Origin of the sequence: Cytobacillus oceanisediminis 2691 (genome assembly GCF_000294775.2) — a bacterium.
GTDB lineage: Bacteria > Bacillota > Bacilli > Bacillales > Cytobacillaceae > Cytobacillus > Cytobacillus pseudoceanisediminis.
On sequence record NZ_CP015506.1, the window covers coordinates 2,882,909 to 2,904,362 of the forward strand.

General features: G+C 40.6%; 27 protein-coding genes. 7 read left to right on the plus strand and 20 right to left on the minus strand.

Annotated elements, in window-relative coordinates:
* Nucleotides 1-6: 6 nt before the first annotated feature.
* From A361_RS14580 to A361_RS14600, 5 genes are all read right to left on the minus strand, one after another.
* Nucleotides 7-684: a 3-oxoacid CoA-transferase subunit B gene (locus A361_RS14580; RefSeq protein WP_019381267.1), complete on the minus strand. Its 678-nt coding sequence runs from the start codon at nucleotides 682-684 to the stop codon at nucleotides 7-9.
* Nucleotides 650-1,381, minus strand: a complete 732-nt coding sequence (locus tag A361_RS14585) for a CoA transferase subunit A (protein WP_019381266.1) — start codon at nucleotides 1,379-1,381, stop codon at nucleotides 650-652. The genes A361_RS14580 and A361_RS14585 overlap by 35 nt, the downstream gene beginning before the upstream one ends.
* Before the next feature lie 27 nt (nucleotides 1,382-1,408).
* Nucleotides 1,409-2,257, minus strand: coding sequence for a 3-hydroxyacyl-CoA dehydrogenase (locus tag A361_RS14590; RefSeq protein WP_019381265.1), 849 nt, complete (start codon nucleotides 2,255-2,257; stop codon nucleotides 1,409-1,411).
* Nucleotides 2,258-2,371: 114 nt separating this feature from the next.
* Complete coding sequence (locus A361_RS14595; protein WP_019381264.1) at nucleotides 2,372-3,853, minus strand: aldehyde dehydrogenase family protein; 1,482 nt, start codon at nucleotides 3,851-3,853, stop codon at nucleotides 2,372-2,374.
* A 25-nt stretch (nucleotides 3,854-3,878) separates the two neighbouring features.
* Nucleotides 3,879-5,054 carry an LL-diaminopimelate aminotransferase gene (locus tag A361_RS14600; protein ID WP_019381263.1) on the minus strand — a complete coding sequence of 392 codons (1,176 nt, stop codon included), beginning with the start codon at nucleotides 5,052-5,054 and terminating at the stop codon, nucleotides 3,879-3,881.
* Nucleotides 5,055-5,287: 233 nt separating this feature from the next.
* Between A361_RS14600 and A361_RS29945 the strand changes: the two genes are divergently transcribed.
* Nucleotides 5,288-5,491 carry a hypothetical protein gene (locus tag A361_RS29945; RefSeq protein WP_157888542.1) on the plus strand — a complete coding sequence of 68 codons (204 nt, stop codon included), beginning with the start codon at nucleotides 5,288-5,290 and terminating at the stop codon, nucleotides 5,489-5,491.
* 444 nt (nucleotides 5,492-5,935) lie between these two features.
* Here A361_RS29945 and A361_RS14605 read toward each other — a convergent pair whose 3' ends face one another.
* The 10 genes from A361_RS14605 to A361_RS14640 all read right to left on the minus strand — a co-directional run bounded on the left by A361_RS14605 (nucleotide 5,936) and on the right by A361_RS14640 (nucleotide 13,459).
* Complete coding sequence (locus A361_RS14605) at nucleotides 5,936-6,319, minus strand: DUF3221 domain-containing protein (protein ID WP_236887885.1); 384 nt, start codon at nucleotides 6,317-6,319, stop codon at nucleotides 5,936-5,938.
* A 6-nt stretch (nucleotides 6,320-6,325) separates the two neighbouring features.
* A complete protein-coding gene (locus A361_RS14610) occupies nucleotides 6,326-7,048 on the minus strand; it encodes a GNAT family N-acetyltransferase (RefSeq protein ID WP_019381260.1) in 723 nt (240 codons plus the stop codon).
* 81 nt (nucleotides 7,049-7,129) lie between these two features.
* Entirely contained in the window at nucleotides 7,130-9,370 is a 2,241-nt protein-coding gene (locus A361_RS14615) for an ATP-binding cassette domain-containing protein (protein WP_019381259.1), read from the minus strand.
* A gap of 169 nt (nucleotides 9,371-9,539) precedes the next feature.
* Entirely contained in the window at nucleotides 9,540-10,337 is a 798-nt protein-coding gene (locus A361_RS14620; protein WP_019381258.1) for a GNAT family N-acetyltransferase, read from the minus strand.
* Between the two features lie 127 nt (nucleotides 10,338-10,464).
* Complete coding sequence (locus tag A361_RS14625; RefSeq protein WP_009334237.1) at nucleotides 10,465-10,941, minus strand: small multi-drug export protein; 477 nt, start codon at nucleotides 10,939-10,941, stop codon at nucleotides 10,465-10,467.
* A gap of 531 nt (nucleotides 10,942-11,472) precedes the next feature.
* The gene (locus tag A361_RS29415; protein WP_157380234.1) at nucleotides 11,473-11,613 is read right to left on the minus strand and encodes an FbpB family small basic protein; all 141 of its coding nucleotides are present in this window, start codon (nucleotides 11,611-11,613) and stop codon (nucleotides 11,473-11,475) included.
* Between the two features lie 32 nt (nucleotides 11,614-11,645).
* Entirely contained in the window at nucleotides 11,646-12,095 is a 450-nt protein-coding gene (locus tag A361_RS14630; protein ID WP_019381255.1) for a flavodoxin, read from the minus strand.
* A 15-nt stretch (nucleotides 12,096-12,110) separates the two neighbouring features.
* Nucleotides 12,111-12,488 (minus strand): hypothetical protein, encoded by a 378-nt coding sequence (locus tag A361_RS30240; RefSeq protein WP_162271989.1) that lies wholly within the window; start codon nucleotides 12,486-12,488, stop codon nucleotides 12,111-12,113.
* A gap of 187 nt (nucleotides 12,489-12,675) precedes the next feature.
* Nucleotides 12,676-12,999, minus strand: coding sequence for a hypothetical protein (locus A361_RS14635; RefSeq protein WP_180321081.1), 324 nt, complete (start codon nucleotides 12,997-12,999; stop codon nucleotides 12,676-12,678).
* Nucleotides 12,992-13,459, minus strand: coding sequence for a flavodoxin (locus A361_RS14640; RefSeq protein ID WP_019381254.1), 468 nt, complete (start codon nucleotides 13,457-13,459; stop codon nucleotides 12,992-12,994). The genes A361_RS14635 and A361_RS14640 overlap by 8 nt, the downstream gene beginning before the upstream one ends.
* Before the next feature lie 315 nt (nucleotides 13,460-13,774).
* Between A361_RS14640 and A361_RS14645 the strand changes: the two genes are divergently transcribed.
* A complete protein-coding gene (locus A361_RS14645; RefSeq protein ID WP_236887887.1) occupies nucleotides 13,775-14,461 on the plus strand; it encodes a TIGR02206 family membrane protein in 687 nt (228 codons plus the stop codon).
* A 158-nt stretch (nucleotides 14,462-14,619) separates the two neighbouring features.
* Here the strand turns inward: A361_RS14645 and A361_RS14650 are convergent, their stop codons facing one another.
* Nucleotides 14,620-15,015, minus strand: a complete 396-nt coding sequence (locus A361_RS14650; RefSeq protein WP_009334231.1) for a hypothetical protein — start codon at nucleotides 15,013-15,015, stop codon at nucleotides 14,620-14,622.
* A gap of 1,122 nt (nucleotides 15,016-16,137) precedes the next feature.
* On the opposite strand from A361_RS14650, the gene A361_RS14655 reads away from it, so the two are divergent.
* The 5 genes from A361_RS14655 to A361_RS14675 all read left to right on the plus strand — a co-directional run bounded on the left by A361_RS14655 (nucleotide 16,138) and on the right by A361_RS14675 (nucleotide 18,412).
* Complete coding sequence (locus A361_RS14655) at nucleotides 16,138-16,947, plus strand: hypothetical protein (protein WP_019383449.1); 810 nt, start codon at nucleotides 16,138-16,140, stop codon at nucleotides 16,945-16,947.
* Nucleotides 16,948-17,146: 199 nt separating this feature from the next.
* Nucleotides 17,147-17,650: a sigma-70 family RNA polymerase sigma factor gene (locus A361_RS14660; RefSeq protein WP_019383448.1), complete on the plus strand. Its 504-nt coding sequence runs from the start codon at nucleotides 17,147-17,149 to the stop codon at nucleotides 17,648-17,650.
* Nucleotides 17,651-17,715: 65 nt separating this feature from the next.
* Nucleotides 17,716-17,934: a DUF1659 domain-containing protein gene (locus A361_RS14665; RefSeq protein ID WP_009334228.1), complete on the plus strand. Its 219-nt coding sequence runs from the start codon at nucleotides 17,716-17,718 to the stop codon at nucleotides 17,932-17,934.
* A 43-nt stretch (nucleotides 17,935-17,977) separates the two neighbouring features.
* Nucleotides 17,978-18,196, plus strand: coding sequence for a DUF2922 domain-containing protein (locus A361_RS14670; RefSeq protein ID WP_009334227.1), 219 nt, complete (start codon nucleotides 17,978-17,980; stop codon nucleotides 18,194-18,196).
* 78 nt (nucleotides 18,197-18,274) lie between these two features.
* On the plus strand, nucleotides 18,275-18,412 hold the full coding sequence (locus tag A361_RS14675; protein ID WP_019383447.1) for a YvrJ family protein: 138 nt from the start codon (nucleotides 18,275-18,277) through the stop codon (nucleotides 18,410-18,412).
* Nucleotides 18,413-18,465: 53 nt separating this feature from the next.
* Here A361_RS14675 and A361_RS14680 read toward each other — a convergent pair whose 3' ends face one another.
* From A361_RS14680 to A361_RS14695, 4 genes are all read right to left on the minus strand, one after another.
* The gene (locus A361_RS14680) at nucleotides 18,466-19,593 is read right to left on the minus strand and encodes an NAD(P)/FAD-dependent oxidoreductase (RefSeq protein ID WP_019383446.1); all 1,128 of its coding nucleotides are present in this window, start codon (nucleotides 19,591-19,593) and stop codon (nucleotides 18,466-18,468) included.
* A gap of 16 nt (nucleotides 19,594-19,609) precedes the next feature.
* Entirely contained in the window at nucleotides 19,610-19,942 is a 333-nt protein-coding gene (locus A361_RS14685; protein WP_019383445.1) for a DUF1904 family protein, read from the minus strand.
* An 87-nt stretch (nucleotides 19,943-20,029) separates the two neighbouring features.
* Nucleotides 20,030-21,103: an NAD(P)/FAD-dependent oxidoreductase gene (locus tag A361_RS14690; protein WP_019383444.1), complete on the minus strand. Its 1,074-nt coding sequence runs from the start codon at nucleotides 21,101-21,103 to the stop codon at nucleotides 20,030-20,032.
* Nucleotides 21,104-21,433, minus strand: coding sequence for a (2Fe-2S)-binding protein (locus A361_RS14695; protein ID WP_019383443.1), 330 nt, complete (start codon nucleotides 21,431-21,433; stop codon nucleotides 21,104-21,106).
* Nucleotides 21,434-21,454 lie beyond the last annotated feature (21 nt).

Sequence of the window (21,454 nt, forward strand, 5' to 3'; positions counted from 1 at the left end):
TTTCTATTAAACAGGCATTTTCTTTAGATTTTCTGATATGATGAAAGCTGCATCTGTCATTCTTCTTATTTCATCAATAGTGCTGTTTTCAGATAATTCCTCGAGATACAGTTCTCCATTGTTCACTTTGAATACAGCTTTTTCTGTCACAATCATTTCCGCTTTACGAATTCCGCTGGTTGGATAAGTTAGGGTATTAACAATTTTCGGAAGATGATCTTTGGTTAAATGGGTAATAGCGACAATAATTTTTTTTGCACTCGCCACTAAATCCATGGCACCGCCTACTCCCAGAATATCCTGACCTGGGACTGCCCAGTTCGCGATTTCTCCCGATCCGTTCACTTGGAGTGCACCTAAAACTGCAACATCAATATGCCCGCCGCGAATCATGACAAAAGAGTCGGAACTTGAAAAGATAGAGGCGCCTATTCCCAATGAGATCGGGTGTTTGCTGGCACTGATCAGGTCCATATCTATTTCTTCCTTAGGCGGAGTAGGCCCCATTCCCAGTAACCCGTTTTCTGATTGCAGATACACCTTGCTTTCAGGCCTTAAATAGTTCTGTATTAAGGTGGGGATTCCTACACCGAGATTGACAACAGAGCCTTCCGGGAGCTCCATGGCAATTCTTTTTGCAATCCTCACTTTATCTGTATCCAGTTTCTTGCCTGCCACGCTCAACAAATTCACCCCCTATTTTTTCATAGCGATCATTCAGCACGACCATATCAACAAAGGAATGCGGGGTAACTATCTTTTCAGGATCAAGCGTACCTGCTTCGACTATTTCATCCACTTCGGCAATTACAAGCTTGGCAGCTGTTGCCATCATTGGGTTAAAATTCCGGGCTGTTTTTGAATAAATGAGGTTTCCAAGTGTATCCGCTTTTTCAGCTTTAATAAGAGCTGCATTTGCTTTTAAACCTCTTATGAAGATATATCTTTCCCCATCAAAGGTCCGTTCTTCTTTCCCCTCTGCCAGCTTGGTTCCGACAGCCGTTTTAGTATAAAAGCCGGCAATACCCGCCCCGCCTGCACGAATTGCTTCAGCAAGAGTTCCCTGAGGAATGAGTTCAATCTCCAGCTCGCCGTTTTTCCAGGCTTTTACAGCATCGCGATTCGATGTAAAATAAGACCCGACTGCCTTTTTAATATGCTTAGAGATTAATAGTTTTCCTAAGCCTCTTCCTGCTTCTCCTAAGTTATTGCTGATGATCGTTAATTCACGGGCGTGATCTGTTTCGGTAATTGTGTCTATCAGCGTAAACGGAGTTCCACAAAGACCGAAACCGCCTACTAGTACACTGTCTCCCCGCTGAATAAACTGAACGGCTTCTTCGGCTGTGACAAGTTTTTCACAGTTTTTAGTGTTGTTCATGATACCGGCCTCCAATCTTGCACAACGCTAGACTTCATATTTGTAAAATCCGCGTCCTGATTTGCGCCCGAGTCTTCCGGCTTTAACATATTTAATAAGGAGCGGACATGGACGATATTTTTCACCTAATGTCTTATGCAAATACTCCATGTTTCTCAGTCTCGTATCCAATCCAACCAAATCTGCCAGCGCCAAGGGACCCATGGGATGATTCAGGCCAAGCTTCATTGCTTTATCAATATCCTCTGCAGAGGCTACACCCTCCATCAGAAGATTCATAGCCTCATTGCCGATCAGACAGTTCATCCGGCTGGTAACAAATCCAGGAAACTCGTTTATCTCGACTGTCTCCTTGTTAAGCTTCCTGCCTATTTCTTTTGCTTTTTCTACGGTCTCATCCGATGTCTGCAGACCTCTAATAATTTCAATAAGCTTCATTTTGTGAACAGGGTTAAAAAAGTGCATGGCAATACATTTTTCCGATCTGGATGTTTGTGCGGCAATTTCTGTTGGGCTCATGGTGGAAGTGTTGGTTGCGAGAATCGTACGTTCCGGACAATATTGATCAAGCTGTTTAAAAATATCGATCTTTAACTCCATCATTTCGAAAACAGCTTCTATAACTACATCTGCATTTTCAGCAGCCGATTTTAAATCTGTTGTAAATTCTAAGCTGCTGAGAGCAGCTGTTACCTGATCATGGTTCAAGTAGCCTTTTTCAGCACTTTTACTCATTTCAGATTCAATATATTTTTTAGCCTTATCCAGATTCTCTTCGCTCACGTCATGTAAAAAGACGTGAAATCCTCCAAGAGCTGCTGCATAAGCGATTCCTCTGCCCATAACACCGGAACCGACAACTGTTAAAGTTTCCATACTAAATTGCTCCTTTTGCAAGATTATGGTGGTTTCTCTCATTATTCTTTTTGTTTTATATTAAAAAAAGGAGTTTAAAAACTTCTTAAACTCCTCTTCTCTCCTAATACCAAATTAATAGTTATCTATCTGCGCTCTCTGGAGCTTACCGCTGTAATCCACGTAAATCGATTTCCATTCCGTATAAACATCCAGTGATGCTACCCCAGAATCTCGATGGCCATTGCCCGTTCCTTTCGTTCCTCCAAATGGAAGGTGAATTTCTGCTCCGGTAGTTCCTGCATTCACGTAAACAATACCAGTATCCAAATCTCTCATAGCTTCAAAAGCCTGATTGACATTTTGTGTATAAATAGCGCTGGAAAGACCGAATTCTACCATATTATTAATTTCAATGGCTTCTTCCATACTTTGAATTGGAATTATGGAAACGACTGGCCCAAAAATTTCTTCCATGGCGATTCTCATATTTGGCATTACATCTGTAAAAATAGTCGGCAGGTAGTAGTTGCCTTCTTTCAGATCCTCATCATCAGCAATTTTTCCGCCCGCAAGCAGCTTTGCTCCCTCTTCCTGGCCTATTTTTACATACTCGTCTATTCTTTCAAGGGAAGAACGATTTATGACCGGTCCAACTTTAACTGTTTCATCCAGCCCATTGCCAAGCTTCAATTCTCCAATGCGATCCAGCAGCTTTCCTTCAAGTTTTTCTTTTACATCGTTGTGCACAAGGACACGGCTTGTAGCGGTACATCTTTGGCCGCTGGTACCAAAAGCCCCCCAAAGAATTCCTTCTACAGCAAGATCAAGATCTGCATCCTCCAGCACGGTGATGGCATTCTTTCCGCCCATTTCAAGAGAAGTTCGCTTTAATAAAGCTCCTGCTTTTCCATTAATATCTCTGCCGACTTCATTCGATCCTGTAAAAGAAATTAAATCGATGTCCGGATGTTCAACCATTGCATTTCCAACAACACTTCCCGACCCATGCACAAGGTTAATTAAGCCTTTCGGAAGACCTGCCTCTTCATAAATTTTCACAAATTCAGCTGCAAGGATTGGAGTTTCAGTTGCCGGCTTCCATACTAGAGCATTTCCTGTTACAAGAGCAGGAAGCGACTTCCATGAAGCAATTGCAATCGGGAAATTCCAAGGAGTGATCAATCCTGCCACTCCAACAGGAACCCTGACACTCATGGCAAATTTATTGCGAAGCTCGGACGGAACTGTATCTCCAAACATTCTGCGTCCTTCTCCTGCCATGTAGTACGCCATATCAATAGCTTCCTGTACTTCTCCTCGTCCTTCGTCAATCACTTTTCCCATTTCACTGGTAAGGATTTGGGCCAAGGCTTCCTTTCTTTCTTTCAATAAAAAAGCAACATGATAGAGAATTTCAGCACGTTCAGGGGCTGGCACTAATCGCCAGGATTTCTGCGCGGTTTTCGCTGCTGCAACAGCTCTATCAACATCTTCTTTTGCAGACTGTGTTACTTCAGCAAGAACTTCACCTGTTGCTGGGTTTAATACAGGAGCAACTTTCCCAGTTGACGAATCACACCATTCACCATTAATAAAATTTAATACTTTCTTCATTTAAAAGACCTCCATTAGTTAGTAATTATCCTATTACAATTTTTAATTTCTCTTTAATTCGATTAACTGCTTCATATAATCGATCATTGGGCACAGACAGAGAGACTCGGAAATACCCTTCTCCAGAGGGCCCGAAAGCATTGCCAGGAGTAAGAATGACACCCGTCTGTTCCATAACGCTGGAAACAAATTCGGCAGAAGTGTATCCCTTAGGCACTGGAGCCCATATGAAGAAGCTTCCTTTTGGCGGATCTACTTCAATCCCAATCTGGCTCAGACCGTCGAGCATCGCATTCATCCGCTCTTTATATATAGCGTTATGCTTTGCAATACACGTTTGATCACTGTTTAAAGCAAAGGCTGCTGCCTTTTGGATGGAAGTTAGCTGACCTGTATCCGTATTGCTTTTATACACCGAAAGCGCTTTAATTATGTTTTTGTTTCCAACCACATAGCCTATTCTAAATCCTGTCATGTTATAGGTTTTAGATAAAGAGCCAAACTCTACAGCAATGTTTCTGGCTCCTTGCGCTTGAAGAATGCTAGGTGCTTTATAGGAATCAAAAGTGACCATATTATAGGCAGAATCATGCGCAATCGGAATTTGATGGCTATGCGCAAATTCAACCGCTTCTTCAAAGAATTCAATATCCACTGTAGCTGAAGTCGGGTTTCCCGGATAATTCAAAAACATTAACCTTGCCTGCTTCAAAATTTCATCAGGTATGGCATTCAGATCTGGCTTAAAATTATTTTCCCTGGACATTGGCATGTAATGATACCGTCCATTTGCCAGCAGTGTGGCCATTCGGTAAACGGGATAACTTGGATCCGGGATAAGCACATATTCACCGGGATCCACAAGAGTTGGGACCAGATGGGCTATCCCCTCTTTAGATCCGATTAAGGCAAGAACTTCTGTTTCAGGATCCAGCCTTACTTGATACTGCCTCCAATAGAAATCAGCTACCGCCTGCTTGAACTCCATACATCCTACAAAACTGGGATACTTTAAATTGGCGGGATCCTGTGACTCTTGTATAAATTTCTCAAGAATATGATTTGGAGTTGGCAAATCCGGATCTCCTATCCCCAAATCAATGATATCGATACCCGCTCTTTTCATAGCTTCTTTCTTTTTATTAATCTCTGCAAATAAATAGGGAGGTATTTGCCCTATTCTATCTGATGAAAAATTCAAATGCTCACCATCCTGACCAATAAATTTTCGTAAATTCTGAAAATTAAATATTCATACTATTAATTTAAAGGATTTATTAACAAATCACTATGGTTGATTTGTACAAAAAAATATCCTATTTTCCAATAGATTCCGTACGTTTTTTACAAAATTATGCTTTTTTAAAAGAATAAAAATCTTATAATAAAAGGGATTTTTTACTTTCAACCTTTAAACACACATGGAAGTTTCCTGTGATTATTGAAGTGGTGGAAGAAATAAATGAAAAAAAGAAAAAGAATGTCTGGGACATTCTTTCATCTTCTGAAGATTTTCGAACTTTATCTTTCCGTCGATTCCCCGATTTAAACGCCAATCGAGGCTGTATACCCCATACAATTAGTGCAAAAGAAACCGCCTGCAAAAACGTGTTCATCACGGCTAGCCGCTCATTTTAGACCTTCTTGATAACCGCTATGATTAAGACAGAAGATAATTCCTAAAACAGGCGTTAAGTAAATGCTTATGAAGATGAATATCGATAGTAAAGCATCCTGCCTCTTGTAGCCATAAGCAAAAGAAAATAAAGCCTTTTTACTTTGGACCTTGGTAAACTACTTGAAATAAATGTAAATCAGGGTCGTTGCAAGCGGCAGGAACAGAAATTTGTGATTGTGTCAACCCATCCTGATTTTGATCCCAATAAGCATCAGGCACAGGTGATACTCCTTCGAATTCCTTCTCAATACTGTTTTTTACAGTAATAAAATAATAGGCATCCCATATATAGTAGGCAACAATGACTCTTTTTACCCACCAGTATAATAAAAATCAGAAGCAGTGTAATGAAAAAGCCTGTGTATGGTTCCATTTAGAAAAGCCCCCAAAAACGATCTTTCTATTTATAATTTCTCTATTTTTAACACATTTATTTGTGCCGGGAAGGATTCCAGTATTTCTGTGTACCAGATTTTCACCATATCTCCACTCTTTATTCCACTCAAAACAGCATTATTCAATTTATACACAGATTTATAATTTCCTATTAATTCATTGACGGATTGTGTTTCTGCATCTGCCAACGTAAATCCTTTATCTTCAATAAGCAGTATGATATTTTCTTTCATAACGATTGTTCCTTCCAAAGTTGCCGCTCCCTCATTAACCTGAGCCTGCTGACTTAATATCCCTATCAGCCAAAGCAATAACAATACTATTATTAAGATAAAAATGGCTGCTGCTCTTTTCATTGTTCTATTCTCTCCAACCGTGTTTTCATACATCATTCTTGATTATCCAGAAAAAGAATACTCTAAGGAAAAGACAGAATTACTCTCCTGAAGACATCCATTTGCTTCCATTACTTTTCTCATGGCACCATTATTGGCCCGGGTTACCCCGAGATATGTTTCAGCTTTAAAATCATGCTGCAATCTATGGAGTCCAATTAAATGCAGGTTCTTACCATACCCTTTACCCTTAAAATCAGGGTGGATGCCGATCCAAAACATCCTTCCTTCCCGATCCCGGCCAGGTTCCAAATGAGGAAAAACGACTCCTGCCGGTTCAGAATGAACCGTATAAACCGTAAACATTTTATCTGCTTGTTCAGGGAGCTCTGTTTTCATGCTCTTTAAAAGTATCTCAGTTTGTTCATAAGTAAAATTCATAACCTCAGATAAGAAAGTAATAGAACTTTTGTTAAGGCGCGGCCAAACTTCATAAGGAGGGACCTTTTTATTCTCACATTCTGCAAACTGCTTTTTAAAAATAAGTCTTTCACCAATCACTTTCATTTTTCCTCGAGTGACAACTAATTTATCCAAAATTCCTTGAGGGCACTCAATCTTTACTTTTTCAATTCTGCTCTTATCCAGGGTAAGAAGCCTATTTATTAAATAATCTACTTTATTAGGACTTCTTAGTTCATCTTGAAAGATTTCCAAAATAATTTCGGAATCACTTTTTATACTGTGTACACCTTCTGCTTTCAGGTCTTTTAATAGTTCCTCCATAGTAATCACCTCCACTTAAGAGATAAAGAAAATGGCCATTGAATAAATTCCAAGGCCATTTGGTGTCTTATCCTTATTCCATTACAGATGCCGAGCAGTAACCGAACGTTCACATTCCAAAATTCCTCCTGGCGGTCCTTCATACAGGACTTCACCGCCTCCAGCACCTCCATCCGGACCCAAGTCAACGATCCAATCACTTTTGCGGATAACATCCAGATTATGTTCAATGACTATAACGGTATTGCCCTTTTCCACCAATTTATTAATGATTTCCAGAATATTAGCGACATCGGACATATGCAATCCAGTAGTTGGTTCATCAAGTATATAAATGTTTCCTTTAGTATTCAGTTCCTTTGCAAGCTTAAGCCTTTGACATTCGCCACCTGACAAGGTGGTCAGAGGCTGTCCCAATGTCAAATAGCCAAGACCGACAGTTTCCAGTGCTTTGAGTTTTTTCTGAATATCTTTTGCATCAAAGAACTCTACAGCATCCGCTACAGACATCTCCATGATTTCAACAATATTTTTTCCCTTATATAGGTATTGGAGCACGTCCTGCCTAAAACGGCTTCCATAACATTCGCTGCATTCGACTTCCATTGTATCCATAAAGGATAAATTGATTTCAACCGTTCCAGTGCCTCCGCATGACGGACAGCCCCCGGTCGAATTATAGCTGAATAATCCGCTCTCCACTCCATTGGCATCTGAAAAAGACTTGCGAATCGAATTCATAATGCCAGTGAAAGTTGCCGGATTGGACCGTATGTTCGCGTGGACCGGGCTTTGATCAATACGGATTGCCTCCGGAAAATCTTTCGCAAACACTTCGTTCACAAGTGTGCTTTTCCCGGAACCAGCTACACCTGTAATAACAGTAAAAATCCCTTTTGGAACTGAAAGACTCACATTCTTCAAATTGTGAAGGGTGCTTTTCCTGCTTTCCATAAACTCGGAAACCGGTCTCGGATTGGCGTTGATCTCTGCACTTCGGTTTAAATAATTGGCAGTCAATGTGTCAGAAGATAAGAAATCCTGATAACTGCCGGTATACATAATCTCTCCCCCGTGTGTTCCGGCTTGAGGCCCAACATCAACAATATGATCGGCTATTTGGATGACATCAGGATCATGCTCCACAACTAGTACTGTATTGCCCCTGTCACGCAGCCGAACCAGCAATTCATTTAACCGGTGGACATCCCGCGGATGCAGGCCGGTGCTGGGTTCATCAAATATGTACATAAGACCGGTTAAGTTACTGGATAAATATTTGACCATTTTCACCCTTTGGGATTCACCGCCCGATAGTGTTGGCGTTTCCCTTGTCAAATCCATATAGCCGAGCCCAATGTCACAAAGGTTTTCCAATCGTTCCATGATCCCGTCAGCGATTGGCTTAGCTTCCGGTGATGTAACCTGTGGAAGGGTTTCGATTAGCTGATCCAATTGCATGGACGTCAAGTCAAAAATGGAATAGCCTTTGATTGTGGATGAAAGCACCTTCTCATTGTAGCGTTTTCCTCCGCAGGAAGGGCATTCCGTCATGGTGCTGAAGTTCTTCAGGAGCTTCTCGCCTGATTTTGAAGTCTCTTTGTCCCTCTTCACATGCTGCCGCATAAATTTGACTGCCAGGCCCTCATAGGTTGCATTCATATCATTATTCATATAACTGACTGTTACTTTTTGCGGCTCTGCATAGACAAGCTTATTAAATTCTTCTTCTGTATAATCATTAATTTTCTTATCAATATCGAAGAATCCGGATTCCGCATACGCTTTCCATTGCCATGTTCCAGGTCCAAACCCCGGAAGCAGAATAGCTCCTTCATTTAAGCTTTTTTCCTTATCAAGAGCAGCATCAAGATTTAGCGTAATAATTCTCCCAATCCCTTCACATTTCGGGCACATGCCGCTGGGATCATTAAATGAATATGCGTTGCTGTAACCTAAATGAGGTTCTGCAAACCGGGAGAATAACAGGCGAAGAAGAGGATTAATATCTGTAGCGGTTCCAAGTGTGGATCGGGCATTTCCGCCGAGCCGTTTTTGATCGACTACAACGGCAGTAGAAAGATTGTTGATTTCATCTGCTTCCGGACGGCTATATTTCGGAAGAAAAAGCCGCTGAAAACTGCTGTACGTCTCATTTAACTGGCGGCCTGCCTCCTGGGCAATCGTATCAAACACGATAGATGATTTGCCTGAACCGGAGACACCTGTAAATATTGTGATCTTTCCTTTTGGAATCTTCAGATCAATATTTTTCAGGTTGTTAACTCTGGCATTGAAAATTTCGATGAATTCCTGCTTCACACAATCAGCTCCTTTTGAAATCAATTTTCTTATGTATGAAATATGCGCGGAGAACAATCATACCAATAATGAAAATCAAATTGCAACAATATTCTCTAATTCATTTAAAGTTTTTGGGGAAAACGGTCCTTTCCATAAACTCAGGCCACTGCTGCCGGTAATTGATAGATTATATAGAAGGAATGACAACAGCCCTGCAAGCTTTCTCATAAAACTCAATTGGCCCTGCTCCACCAATAATTGCATATTCATATCCTATTTCTTTCATATCTCTTAAGCAGTGATGAAGCAATGCATTTCCTACGCCTTTAACCCTGCTGGTTTTTACTACACCCATAGGGCCGAAATATCCCTTTTTGTTCCGGTAGACATCAAATGCTGCGAATCCAATTATTTCATCATTTTGATTAAGCGCAATATAAATGGAAGGCTTCTCTTGCTGGAATCCGCTGCGGATCGTATAAGACCATTCCTTGGAGAAATGCTCTTCAACAAAGTTTCCCAGTATAATTTGATCATCTTTTTTTGCTTTACGAATAGTCTGGAAGTTTAACCTGGGGAAGGTATATCTGCCAAGGTGAGCGATCATGTCCCTGGAGGTTGTACCAAGGGTTAAAATGGTATGCTTATCTTCTTCAGATAAATGGTGTTTTATGGAGGAGTCTGTTAATAAAGCTTTAAGAAGATGACCTTCGTTAACATAAACCTGATTATACCTTTTCATATACTTAAAGGCAGATTCAAAAACCTGCACTACTTCTTTTGTAACAGTCATGCTAAAAAATTCGCTTTGCGTTTTGCCATTTATATTCCCAGTCAAATCACTTAAAGAAAGTTTATTCAAATTGATTTTCAAAGAAATTTCACCCAGTGCTCCTGTCTTTTCTTCCAGGCATGCGATAAACAGATGAACTGGATGGAGCACTTTTTGTTCTGAAAAGCTGGCTTCCCGTTCGGCATTTTTCATGATTATTTTCATCCTATCCGTAAAGTTTGCTGTACTTCTCAGAACAATCACCCCTTTTAAAACCCTTTTTCAGCTTCCGGACACCACTTCATATTCAACCCAAAATAAAAAATTCCTGCCACTTTATTTATAAAAGATTTAAAAAGCTGAATCCATACACTGCACCCACAGCAAAAATGATAGTCCAGAGTGCCAAACTTATGGTCATCCACCTTATCACTCCCGATTTTGATGCCCCAAATGCCAGAGCAATAATGGCCGCAATATCGGTTCCAACAATGATTGGAGCTAATAATGCTAATCCCGGGATCCCGTATTTTTGCCAAATCTCCTTTGACCGCCTTTCTTTTCTTGTTGGTTCTGTAATGCCCTTTTTTAATTTCCTTGCCTGCCGCAAGCTTTCAACCTGTTTAAAGAAGGCACCGAGCAAAAGGATTAACAGAAGATTTCCCGTAAATGCAGTGAGACTGACTCCGATAGGCGATAGTCCCCAAAGAATCCCAAGAGGGACAATAATTGATACATCCATCCAGGGTGCTGCCGCAAGCAAAAATAATACTGTATATTGCATGTATATAGGTGCATCTTGTGCCCATTCCAGCATATCTCTTCCCTCCCATGAAAAATCCAGCTTACTCTTACATTATGAAAAAAAGCATACAATCACCATCGCAATACCTTACAATCCCCCCTTGGATGTGACAATTTTGTCACTTTATTCCACCTGACTTTATCGAAGTATTCCTTTTACTCAAAGAATGCTGTTAGTACTTAAAAGTGACGCCCGTTGTCAAAATTTTGATTTCACCAAAAATAGAAGGAGGTATAAAGAATTCAGATAACGAAGTAAACAGGTAAGGAGGTGAAAAAACGATGACTCTCCTTTTTTACAAAGCGATGGAGGCGTTTAAGAAGGATGCTGAACGTCTGGAAAAAGAAAAGCTTCAAAAGGAAAAGTCGAATGAGAAAAAATCAAAATAATGAGTTACTCTTTCATTCCCCATGGGGGGATTTTTTTGAAATATAACACAGATACAGTTTTCCCCAAATGATAAACAACGGACTGCCGACATTAAAATATGCGTCCCTGCATTGCAGAAACGCATAATTCTTTCCTTTTCCAGCCTGAATATTCCTAGTGATTAACTCTTGTTTTTTCTGTCTCCATCAAAATATTTTCATCAACCCTTCGATATATTTCTTCCAATTGATCTTTATCTTTTAGGATATTTTTCATGTTTTCTTCTACTAGTTTATGAAATGTTTTCTTTTTCATTAATGCCATCCTTTCTAAGCTTGCCGCCATACTCAGCAGGTTTCCTTTAACATCAAAGCTTCAGAGACAAACTTTTTTATTTCCTCTTCGTCTTCCGGTTCCGGATTGAACTCTATCCTCAGGGGACTGCCGACAACTGTTCCCCCTTGTTCTTCTATAAGTTTTTGAAGGTGATCAAGGGCGCCGCAAAATTCAGGGTAGGAGGTATCTCCTGATCCAAAGATGGCAAAGGGATGATTTTCGAGATCCAGCTGTTCGATTTCTTCAATGACATCGAGACATTCATCAGGATAGTCCCCATCTCCCCATGTATACAATCCAATAAAAGTAAGATCATAGTTTAGTAGTTCAGCAGCACTTTGAACACTCATAAAATCTTCTAAATCCACATCATGATTTTGATCCTTCAGCTCCCCTGCGATTATGTCCGCAATGGCTTCTGTGTTCCCCGACATACTTGCATAAAATACGCCAATTTTCATTCCTCTTCACTCCTATCAATAAATTAATGCTGTTGGGTTATATCTGTGGGTGATCCATTTACTTTCTCTATGTGAACAGATAAAAAGCTGGTCTTTAAAGCCCGCACCCCTGAATCCATGTCCAGCTACGGTTTCAATGGGAATCAGGGACATGCTTTTCTTATGGACTTCGTAGATTCTTGAAAAACCGTCTTCATCCTGACTTGTCGTGGCATATACTTTTTCATTCGCCTCAAAAATATCCAGGAAAGCTCTTTCTGAGATAGGCTGCTGGCATACACTCCACCTATTCGTAAATGGATTCAGAATCTCAATCGTTCCCATACCGGACCGAGCGTTTCCCTTTGCAATGATGAGAAGGTCATTTTCATTTCTATAAATGGAGGAAATCATTGAATGCTTTTCTTTTTTTATGAGCTGTAATTCCCCGCTTCCAACATAATATCTCCATACCCCTCCATTCTGGGAGTTGATTTGTGTTCCAATATAAATGCTCCCCTGATGATATAGCAGAGATCGGATAAGGGGCTTTTGGGACATATTTTGAAATGAACTTAAGACAGACCAATCAGAACCAAAATTAGTTGATATGTATAAGCTGCTGCCGCCATGCGTTACGATATATCCGATCTGGTTTCCTGTAATATCCCACAGCCGCCGGGCGGTTGGGAATGAGGTCTGTTTCCATTTTTTTCGCTGCAGATCGTATCGGATAATTGTGCCATTGTCCACCGATTCCGAATATGAAATCACCTAATTGCACAAGTTTGTATATATTTTGTGTTAACCCATACTGAAGGAACCAGTCTCCATCTTCAAAGGAATAAATGCCCGCCTGCTTTACTGCTACTATGAAAGGAAGATTTGGGGTTGATAGCACTGCTGTGGAGCCCTTATCAAACATGTTCCATCTCCTCCTTTTTCACTATCCATTCATAGGCAGATTCGGCAAATTGCTGACACTCAAGAATCTGCTCATCTGTTTCAGGGTTAAGTTCTATTTTTAACCCTTGCTGAAAAATATTGGCTCCTCTTTCACTCAATTTGTCAGCAAGCGTATCCACTGCTGCACAAAATTTTGGATAAGCATGATCACCAGAACCAAAGCATGCAGCATGTATTCCTGTTAAATCGTGATCATTCAATTCTTCAAAAAAATCCTCAGCTTCATAAGGAAGATCGCCATCCCCCCATGTATAAGCACCAATGAAAATACAGTCATAGGCAAGGATACTATGAATATCTGTCAAATCCAGGCTATCCATATACACTTCACATCCTTTAGATTCAAGAACTTTTTTCAGAATGGATGCCATATCTTCTGTATTTCCTGACATACTTAAATATCCAATGAAAGCCTTCATTTCACAGCCTCCTAATTGATAATGATTTTCAATTATTATTAAATTGATCATAAGTGATAATGATTATCAATGTAAATGAATATTTTAATTTTGTGACCTTTTTCCTGATTAATGTGATAAAAAAAGCAAAGGGAAAAAATATGTACTGCATAATGAGTTAACTTAGCAGTTGTAAATAAGCTTGATCTTCGAAGGAGCAGAAAAGCTGTATAAAAAATAGAAGAGATGCACAACTTATGCCTGATTTATTAAAAAGACATGAGGTGTGCATGGATGGAGTGGTTTGGCAAAAGTCATAAGTATTACAATTTTGAAATGTTTTCAGCCAGTCATCTTGTTACATTGGCAATCTTTTTTTTGGTATCATCCGCCATTTTTCTATACCGGAAAAAGCTGAAGGGTGCTGGATGGAGAAGGTTTGAAGTTGGATCAGCCATTTCCTTAATATTGGTCGAGATATCGAATCACGTATGGATGTTAGAGAATGGAGTCTGGAAATTTGGACGATCCATGCCATTGGAATTGTGTAATATTGGACTTATTTTATGTATCCTTTTACTCATGACCAGGAAAAAGATTATTTTTGAACTATTATTTTTTATTGCGATATTGGGTGCTACTCAAGCTATACTTACTCCAGCTTTAACATACGACTTTCCTCACTTTCGCTTTTTTCACTTTTTCTATGCACACATGATGGTTGTATGGGCAGCCTTATATTTTTTGTGGGCTAGAAATTACTATCCATCATTTCAATCGGTCATAAAGCTAATTGTATTTATCAATTTGCTCTTGCCGGTGATCCTCCTGATTAACAACCAAACGAAAGGAAATTATTGGTTTTTGCGTCATAAACCTGAAACCCCAAGTTTCTTTGACGTATTGGGTCCCTATCCATGGTATATCTTCTCTTTGGAGAGCTTACTGCTAATTCTGAGCTTAATCGCATGGTTTATCTTACGAAAACGGGAAAATAGTCATAAAGGACGTTCTCATTTTTGATAAACTGGGCTGATTTTAGCCAAAAAGAAAAGGCAATTAACAAACGACCAGTTTTCGTGCGTGGAAATTTTCTATATGCATATTGGGATATAGAAACGGAATAAAGATAAATAAAGCTAACGCTCAGATACGTTAGCTTTATTCCTGTTTTACTCATTTTAGATGGCCTTGGCTATGTAATATTCCAATTCCTCTTTCAGGCTGCAGGTTTCGTTCAGCCTTCTGCTATTCTCCGCAAAAGAGTCCTTGTCCCCCGCTTCAAGATCCTGATCAATTTTATATTGCAGATAATTGATTTTCAGGTCTATATCTAACTGTGATGATATGCATTCACTCATGAAATATCTCTCAATATCCTCTATAGCCATATAAAATGCCTGCTGTCCATTAATCACCACAAGCGCATACCATCCCAGCATTGTATATTTACGCTCTGGAGTGACCTCCATTAAATCCCCCTTTTGAAAATGTAGTATATTCACATGATCAGCATCCGGACAAAAGCAATCGATTTGATGATCAAAATGATCTATTGCGATATAAAGCTCACTCATTTTTCAACCCTCCTACATGTCATATTCAGCTGCCTCGATAATATCCAAACCGCAGCAAGGGCATTGGGCTTCATTATTTTCATCAGATTCATTATCCGCAATAAAACCGCACCAGCCGCAAATGTGATGTTTAATCGACTTATATCCCTCCCTCAGAGTAGATTATTACTATGTAAACCAAATTAAGTGATAATGATTATCATTGATAAAATTTATTTTAAGTGAAAATGATTATCATTGTCAAGGAAATCGGAGAAGTTATGATGATTTAGTTTTATGGTTTTTTTGGCGACCGTTTTTACTTGGACCTCCGAGGTTTCGTCTTCATAGACCTCTTATGGCGACCGTTTTTACTTGGACCTCCAGGTTTCGTCGTCATGAACCTCTTATGGCGACTGTTTTTACTTGGACCTCCAATTTTTCGTCGTCATGAACCTCTTATGGCGACCGTTTTCACTTGAACCTCCGTATTTTGGTCGTTATAGACTTCTTATGGCGACGTTTTTACTTTGACCTTCGAATTTTGGTCGGCATAGACCTCTTATGACGACCGTTTTACTTGGACCTCCGAGGTTTCGTCGTCATGAACCTTTTATGGCGACCGTTTTTACTTGGACCTCCGAGGTTTCGTCGTCATGAACCTCTTATGGCGACTGTTTTTACTTGGACCTCCAATTTTTCGTCGTCATGAACCTCTTATGGCGACTGTTTTTACTTGGACCTCCAATTTTTCGTCGTCATGAACCTCTTATGGCGACCGTTTTCACTTGAACCTCCGTATTTTGGTAGCCATAGACCTCTTATGGCGACCGTTTTCACTTGAACCTCCGTATTTTGGTCGTCATAGACTTATTATGTCTACCGTTTTCACTTGGACCTCCGAGGTTTCGTAGACATGAATCTCAAATGACGTACATTTATCTTTGAACCAACGAAGCAGCGTCGTCATAATCTTATATGGCGACTTTGCGCTATGAATATTTGTTCTTTCGCCTCCATGCTTTCCACATGCATTTCAAAAAAACACCCCCGTTCACGATTCCGTCACAATCCCTCAAAAAACCCCCTGTCCTTCCCCACCCCTTCATTTGTATTTAGAAGGTGAAAGGGTGGTGCATTTAAATGAATTTAAAATCAGGCAGAATTGAGCATTTTGAAGGATATTCCCAATTTAGAAATCTTAAGGAGTTTAATGCTCATGTGGAGATGTGGCTTTCGGTCCATAAGAAAAACTTTTCAAAGGGTGAGCTAGTTGGTTTAAAGAGGCTGGTTCGTTTTGCTGCGAAAATTCCTGGAGTCTCCAATGCTAAAATCGGGACCGTTTTAAAAGCCATTTACGACGAATATAACGGCAGTGGCATTTCCCGATCCACTTTTAAAAGGATGATTGCCAAAGCTTTAGAGTTAGGGATTATCACTGTCCTTGAAACTGAGAGAAAAAACGGGTCCCAGTCGAGTAATTTGTATGTTTTTAATCGTTTTCCCAAGAGTGAACCACCTAAAAAAGAAAAATTGAACCACCCTAATAAAACTATTAATCTTTCTAAAGCTAATAAAAATCAAAAGATAAATAAACGTAACGATACCGTCCTCGATCACACCTATACAAATGATCGTGTACCAGAATCATTCACCAGCACTGTAAAATACTTTTTTCCGGAAGCAAAGCAAATTGAGGAGTTTTGGAGAATGGCATCCACTGCAGCATATAAAAACAATTGTGACCAAAATTTGAACGCTGTTTTGGCTACAGCCATCCATTCGTTTAAGCAGCTGATCGGGAAGATGAAAACCCGCGCAATTACTAATCCTGTCGCTTATTTCTATGGAATCTTGACTAAGAAATTTGAAGAAATGTACTTTGAGGATTTGTTTAAAATGGGATTTTCAGCTGAAGAAAATGACTTCTTCATGAATTTTTTTTACAAATAATAAAAAAAACAGGCTAACTCCCGGTTTTTCGTGAGATAGACCCCTTAACTACGGACTTAGACCCCTTAACTCCAGAGTTAGAGGGGTTAACTGACTCATCTGGCACTTTTTCTAGATTCGCCAAAATAATGTTTACACGCTATGTTTGAGCTACCCGGGAATACTTAGAGAGCGCGCTTTCCTTGAAGGGACCGTATTCATGGAGAGTTTTGAACAGTTAGCAGCCCAATATGAGACGATGATTCATAAAATTATGCATAGCCTGAACATCTATAAAAACAAAGAGGAATTCTACCAGCTGGGATTAATTACACTCTGGGAGGCGTGGAAAAATCATGACCCTGAAAAAGGGACCTTGCTTTCCTATGCTTACAGTATGATAAAAGGAAAAATCATGAACGAATTAACCAATCAAAATAAACAAAGCCAGCAATATTTCTATCCGAAAGATGAATTCTGGGAACTTATTGAAGACCCCTCCCCATTCCCCGCCATAGATCATACACACGAGATGCTTAAAAGATGCAGACTCCTATCTGCCAATCAACTGAAATGGCTGCAGTATACCTTATGTGATCAAATGTCTGTCAAGGAAATAGCTGAAAAAGAACAAGTCACCCCGTCAGCAGTCAAAAACTGGCGGCATGGTGCCCGTGAGAAGCTAAGAATTATAATGGAAAATAATCGCTTTTTTGAAGATTAATTTATTTTACCCTGTCCTTATCACCCCGCAATACGTATATAGAGGGTGAAAGGAGGTGAACAAAGATGGCACAAGCAATTATCACTGATTCTAAACTTCGTCTAGTGTTTGAAACAGGACTTAACGAGCAGGGCAAGCCAATTCACAAATCCAAAACCTACAGCAGCGTAAAACAATCGGCAACAGCAGACCAGCTTTTCTCAGTGGGACAAGCGATTTCTGGACTATGCAGCTATCCATTGGCTGAAATGAACAGAAATGACAGCTTCGAAATCCTGGGCTAATTCATTCTATTAAAATACAAAAAAATTAAAGGAGGGAATTATAATGGCTAAAACATTAGAAATGACCTTTTTGTCAGAACTGGGCAAGCCAACGAAATTATCCGTCGATAACCCCATCGAGCCGATTGATCCTGCAGCTGTGAAGGCAGCTATGGAACAAATCATTGCTGCCAACGCTTTTGACGGCAATGGCGGTGACTTGATTACAGCGGATAGTGTCAGGCTGGTTGAGCGTAATGTAACTGATTATGAATTAATTTAAGGTGCAGTGGCCGGATTCTTTGGAACCCGGCCATTTTTAAAATGCTTATTGTAAATTCACAAGAAAGGAGCAGCTGCCATGGAACAGATGATTACATTGATCAGCGAACTCGGCTTCCCGATCGTTGTCACGTTTTTTTTGCTGAACCGGATCGAAGCGAAACTTGATGTTGTGGTTTCTTCCATTCAGGGATTGCCGGATCGATTGAAGGAATAGGAAAAAGAGATAAGCTGCCACAAAAACAGTATGGCAGCTTCTGCTTATTAATTTCACTTTACTCCTGCTTCCAAGCCTTTTCTTAATGGATCATAAGGTGTTAGATCTATTTCCATCTCCCTTTTCAAAGCAAGATCTGCAGCCAAGGTGCCCACATAAGGTCCCATTGTAAGCCCTGATGCCCCTAATCCTGTTGCGATAACCAGCCCCTCTGCAGCTGGAACCGTACCCAGCAGCGGCAAAATATCAGGTCCAGCCGGACGGAAGCCAATTCTTACCTCTTTTAGTGTGCTTTCAGCTAATCCTGGTGCCACTGTTAATGCTTCATCCAGAACTTCTTTCACACCTGCCGCTGTAAGTCGATAGTCGAACCCGGATCCCGTTTCCCTGGTAGCTCCAACCACCACTTTGGAATGATCGAAAGCCACTAAGTAGTGTGAGCTTTGCGGAAGGACAACCGGCCAGCTGGAGGTGTCCATACTGCCTATTTCCAGATGGGCAATTTGCCCACGCTGAGGCTCGACTTTAAGATCAATGCCTAACGGGTTAAGTAAGTCTTTAGCCCATGCACCGGCAGTAACGATAACTGCATCGGCAGCAATGACTTCCCCGTTCACTATTACTCCTGTAACCTTATTATTTTGAAATACAAGATCACCTTCACCTTCAATTATTGCTGCACCATGTTTTTTTGCACCATTTAGCATGGCGTCTCTTAACAGCCTCCCATCGAGCCTGGCTGCTCCTGTAACATGGATAGCCTGCAGATCCTCACGGAGCGGCGGATAAAGTTCCCGGGCTTCCTCTGCTGTTAATCTCGTAATCTCTCCAACCTCAGGGGTTTCAGCTTTTTTTTGCCGAACACTTTGCTCGATCGCATCCAGTTCATCAGAACTGCTGCTGACTGCCAGAGCTCCTACCATTCCATATCCAAAATCCTCTTCGCCATCTTGTTTAAGGTTCGCTATTAAAGATGGATAATAAAGAGCGCCTCGTTTTGCAATGGTGTACCAGTCTTTGTGATCTGCTCGGGAAATCCACGGGCAAATGATTCCTGCGCCTGCTGCAGTTGCCTGTCCCTGATGTGCCTTATCAATAATAACTACCTCTGCACCTTCCCTTGTGAGGTGATAGGCTGCACTTGCACCTGTAATTCCTGAGCCTATGACTGCTATTTTCATGGTTGAACTCCCCCTTTTAATCCGCAAAACTTTTCCCATTCAAATAATAATCCGCCTCTAAAAAGGCTGAAAATGCAACTTCTACCTCCGGCACTCCAAGCGACCGAACATATTTCGAAATAATCCCGGCAAATTGGTTTTGAACTGCTTTGCCCCTGTCAAACCACTTAACTTCTATAAATGGATATGCTGGAACTTCATTTTTATCAAACACAAAAGTTGAATTCAAAACTTCCAATGTAAAGTTATCTTCTCCACACTCACAAAGCCGAGCCAGGTCTTTCACCAGCTGGGTACTGATTTCCTTCGTCTGATCCACTGAAATTCCTCTTATATACAAATGCGGCATCCTATTTCCTCCAATCTTGTTTACATAATGTTTTTCCTGACAACCTTATTAAAAAAGTTATAATATTATAACTTAATACTATTTTATTTAACCAAATCTGCTTAAAGAATACCTTTCGATCGGAATCGAAGTTTCCCCTTCTGTGATTAACTCTGTTATAAGAGTACCAATTAAAGGAGATAGTGTTACTCCGCTATGGGTGGCGGCTACATAAAGGCTTTCATGGCCTGGTACTTTACCAAGAATCGGAAAGCCGTCTTCAGGCATTGCCCGAATTCCGGAAAAGGCGCGGACAATTTTAGCTTTTCTTAATCCGGGTACATATCGGACTGCCATATTGGCTGTTTCCTGAATCACATCAAGCGTTGTTGCCCGATTAAAGCCTGCTTCTTCCATTGAATAGCCCAACAGAACTTCCCCATTGTTTGCCTGCCTTAATCCGCTGATTGTAAAATTTAAGAAAGGCTTCAATGGTTCAGACACCAGGATCTGCCCCCTTAATTGATTAACAGGAATCTTAACTCCAATCATGTCACCGATTTCTCTCGACCAGGTTCCGCCAGCCAGAATAAGGTTTTTACATTTAAACGCACCCTTATCTGAGACTACTAAATATGTTCCATCCTGCTTTTTAATCTCAGTTACCTTATTATAAGCAGAATAGCGGACGCCATTTCTTTTAGCTGCTCTCATATACATATCAATAAGGCGGAATGGATTGACATTGCCATCAATAGAGCTGTAGGTAGCCCCGGCTACTTCCGGATTCATATAGGGTTCTTTTTCGAGAACTTCTTCCCTGGATAAGACTTTGATTTTGATGCCGATTTTTCGATAAGATTCCGCGAGCTTCTGTGCTTTTTCACGATCACTTTCATTGAAAAAAGGCGAAAGTCCGCCTGTCCGTTTGTATTCTACGTCTCCAATCTTTTTAGACAGATAAGGATAGAGTTCCGCACTGTACATACTAAATTCCGCATACCAGGAAGGAGTTTTATTATGTACCCATACCCAGGCCTGGGTGGATCCGGAGGTGCCTGACATGGGGTATTTTTTATCAAGCACAAGCACGCCTTCTTTGTATCGCTCAGAAAGGTGGTAAGCAATTCCGCTGCCCACTACACCCCCTCCAATAACAATCGTTTCATAATTTGTTTCCAATTACCTCACCTTCCCTTCTTCAATTTCCACCTCATCCAGAACAGACTTGACGGCACTAAAGGATGTACTGTTCGTTCCCAGTGTTTCAAGCTTAATAGGGGAAAGCGGCATTCTCATCCTCGGCAGGGGAATCTCTGAAGGTGACAGCCCAGTCTGCTGGTGAATAATTTCTGCCACCATGCTGGTGCAGATTTTAGCCTGGCAAGGACCCATTCCGCAGCGGGTAATCCTCTTAACATCATCAAAGGTCCTTCCTCCATTGCTGATAACCTCTTCCACTTCCTCACAGCTGATTTCTTCACATCTGCAGATGATCGTCGTTTTATCCAACTAATTCACCTTCTTCTCTCT

Bases quoted from the DNA above. Each gene is read 5' to 3' on its own strand.
- A361_RS14585 (WP_019381266.1), bottom strand. From the start codon at position 1,381: ATGAACAACACTAAAAACTGTGAAAAACTTGTCACAGCCGAAGAAGCC.
- A361_RS14590 (WP_019381265.1), bottom strand. From the start codon at position 2,257: ATGGAAACTTTAACAGTTGTCGGTTCCGGTGTTATGGGCAGAGGAATC.
- A361_RS14595 (WP_019381264.1), bottom strand. From the start codon at position 3,853: ATGAAGAAAGTATTAAATTTTATTAATGGTGAATGGTGTGATTCGTCA.
- A361_RS14605 (WP_236887885.1), bottom strand. From the start codon at position 6,319: ATGATGTATGAAAACACGGTTGGAGAGAATAGAACAATGAAAAGAGCA.
- A361_RS14610 (WP_019381260.1), bottom strand. From the start codon at position 7,048: ATGGAGGAACTATTAAAAGACCTGAAAGCAGAAGGTGTACACAGTATA.
- A361_RS14620 (WP_019381258.1), bottom strand. From the start codon at position 10,337: ATGAAAAATGCCGAACGGGAAGCCAGCTTTTCAGAACAAAAAGTGCTC.
- A361_RS14625 (WP_009334237.1), bottom strand. From the start codon at position 10,941: ATGCTGGAATGGGCACAAGATGCACCTATATACATGCAATATACAGTA.
- A361_RS29415 (WP_157380234.1), bottom strand. From the start codon at position 11,613: ATGAAAAAGAAAACATTTCATAAACTAGTAGAAGAAAACATGAAAAAT.
- A361_RS14630 (WP_019381255.1), bottom strand. From the start codon at position 12,095: ATGAAAATTGGCGTATTTTATGCAAGTATGTCGGGGAACACAGAAGCC.
- A361_RS30240 (WP_162271989.1), bottom strand. From the start codon at position 12,488: ATGATTTCCTCCATTTATAGAAATGAAAATGACCTTCTCATCATTGCA.
- A361_RS14635 (WP_180321081.1), bottom strand. From the start codon at position 12,999: ATGTTTGATAAGGGCTCCACAGCAGTGCTATCAACCCCAAATCTTCCT.
- A361_RS14640 (WP_019381254.1), bottom strand. From the start codon at position 13,459: ATGAAGGCTTTCATTGGATATTTAAGTATGTCAGGAAATACAGAAGAT.
- A361_RS14645 (WP_236887887.1), top strand. From the start codon at position 13,775: ATGTTTTCAGCCAGTCATCTTGTTACATTGGCAATCTTTTTTTTGGTA.
- A361_RS14650 (WP_009334231.1), bottom strand. From the start codon at position 15,015: ATGAGTGAGCTTTATATCGCAATAGATCATTTTGATCATCAAATCGAT.
- A361_RS14655 (WP_019383449.1), top strand. From the start codon at position 16,138: ATGAATTTAAAATCAGGCAGAATTGAGCATTTTGAAGGATATTCCCAA.
- A361_RS14660 (WP_019383448.1), top strand. From the start codon at position 17,147: ATGGAGAGTTTTGAACAGTTAGCAGCCCAATATGAGACGATGATTCAT.
- A361_RS14665 (WP_009334228.1), top strand. From the start codon at position 17,716: ATGGCACAAGCAATTATCACTGATTCTAAACTTCGTCTAGTGTTTGAA.
- A361_RS14670 (WP_009334227.1), top strand. From the start codon at position 17,978: ATGGCTAAAACATTAGAAATGACCTTTTTGTCAGAACTGGGCAAGCCA.
- A361_RS14675 (WP_019383447.1), top strand. From the start codon at position 18,275: ATGGAACAGATGATTACATTGATCAGCGAACTCGGCTTCCCGATCGTT.
- A361_RS14680 (WP_019383446.1), bottom strand. From the start codon at position 19,593: ATGAAAATAGCAGTCATAGGCTCAGGAATTACAGGTGCAAGTGCAGCC.
- A361_RS14685 (WP_019383445.1), bottom strand. From the start codon at position 19,942: ATGCCGCATTTGTATATAAGAGGAATTTCAGTGGATCAGACGAAGGAA.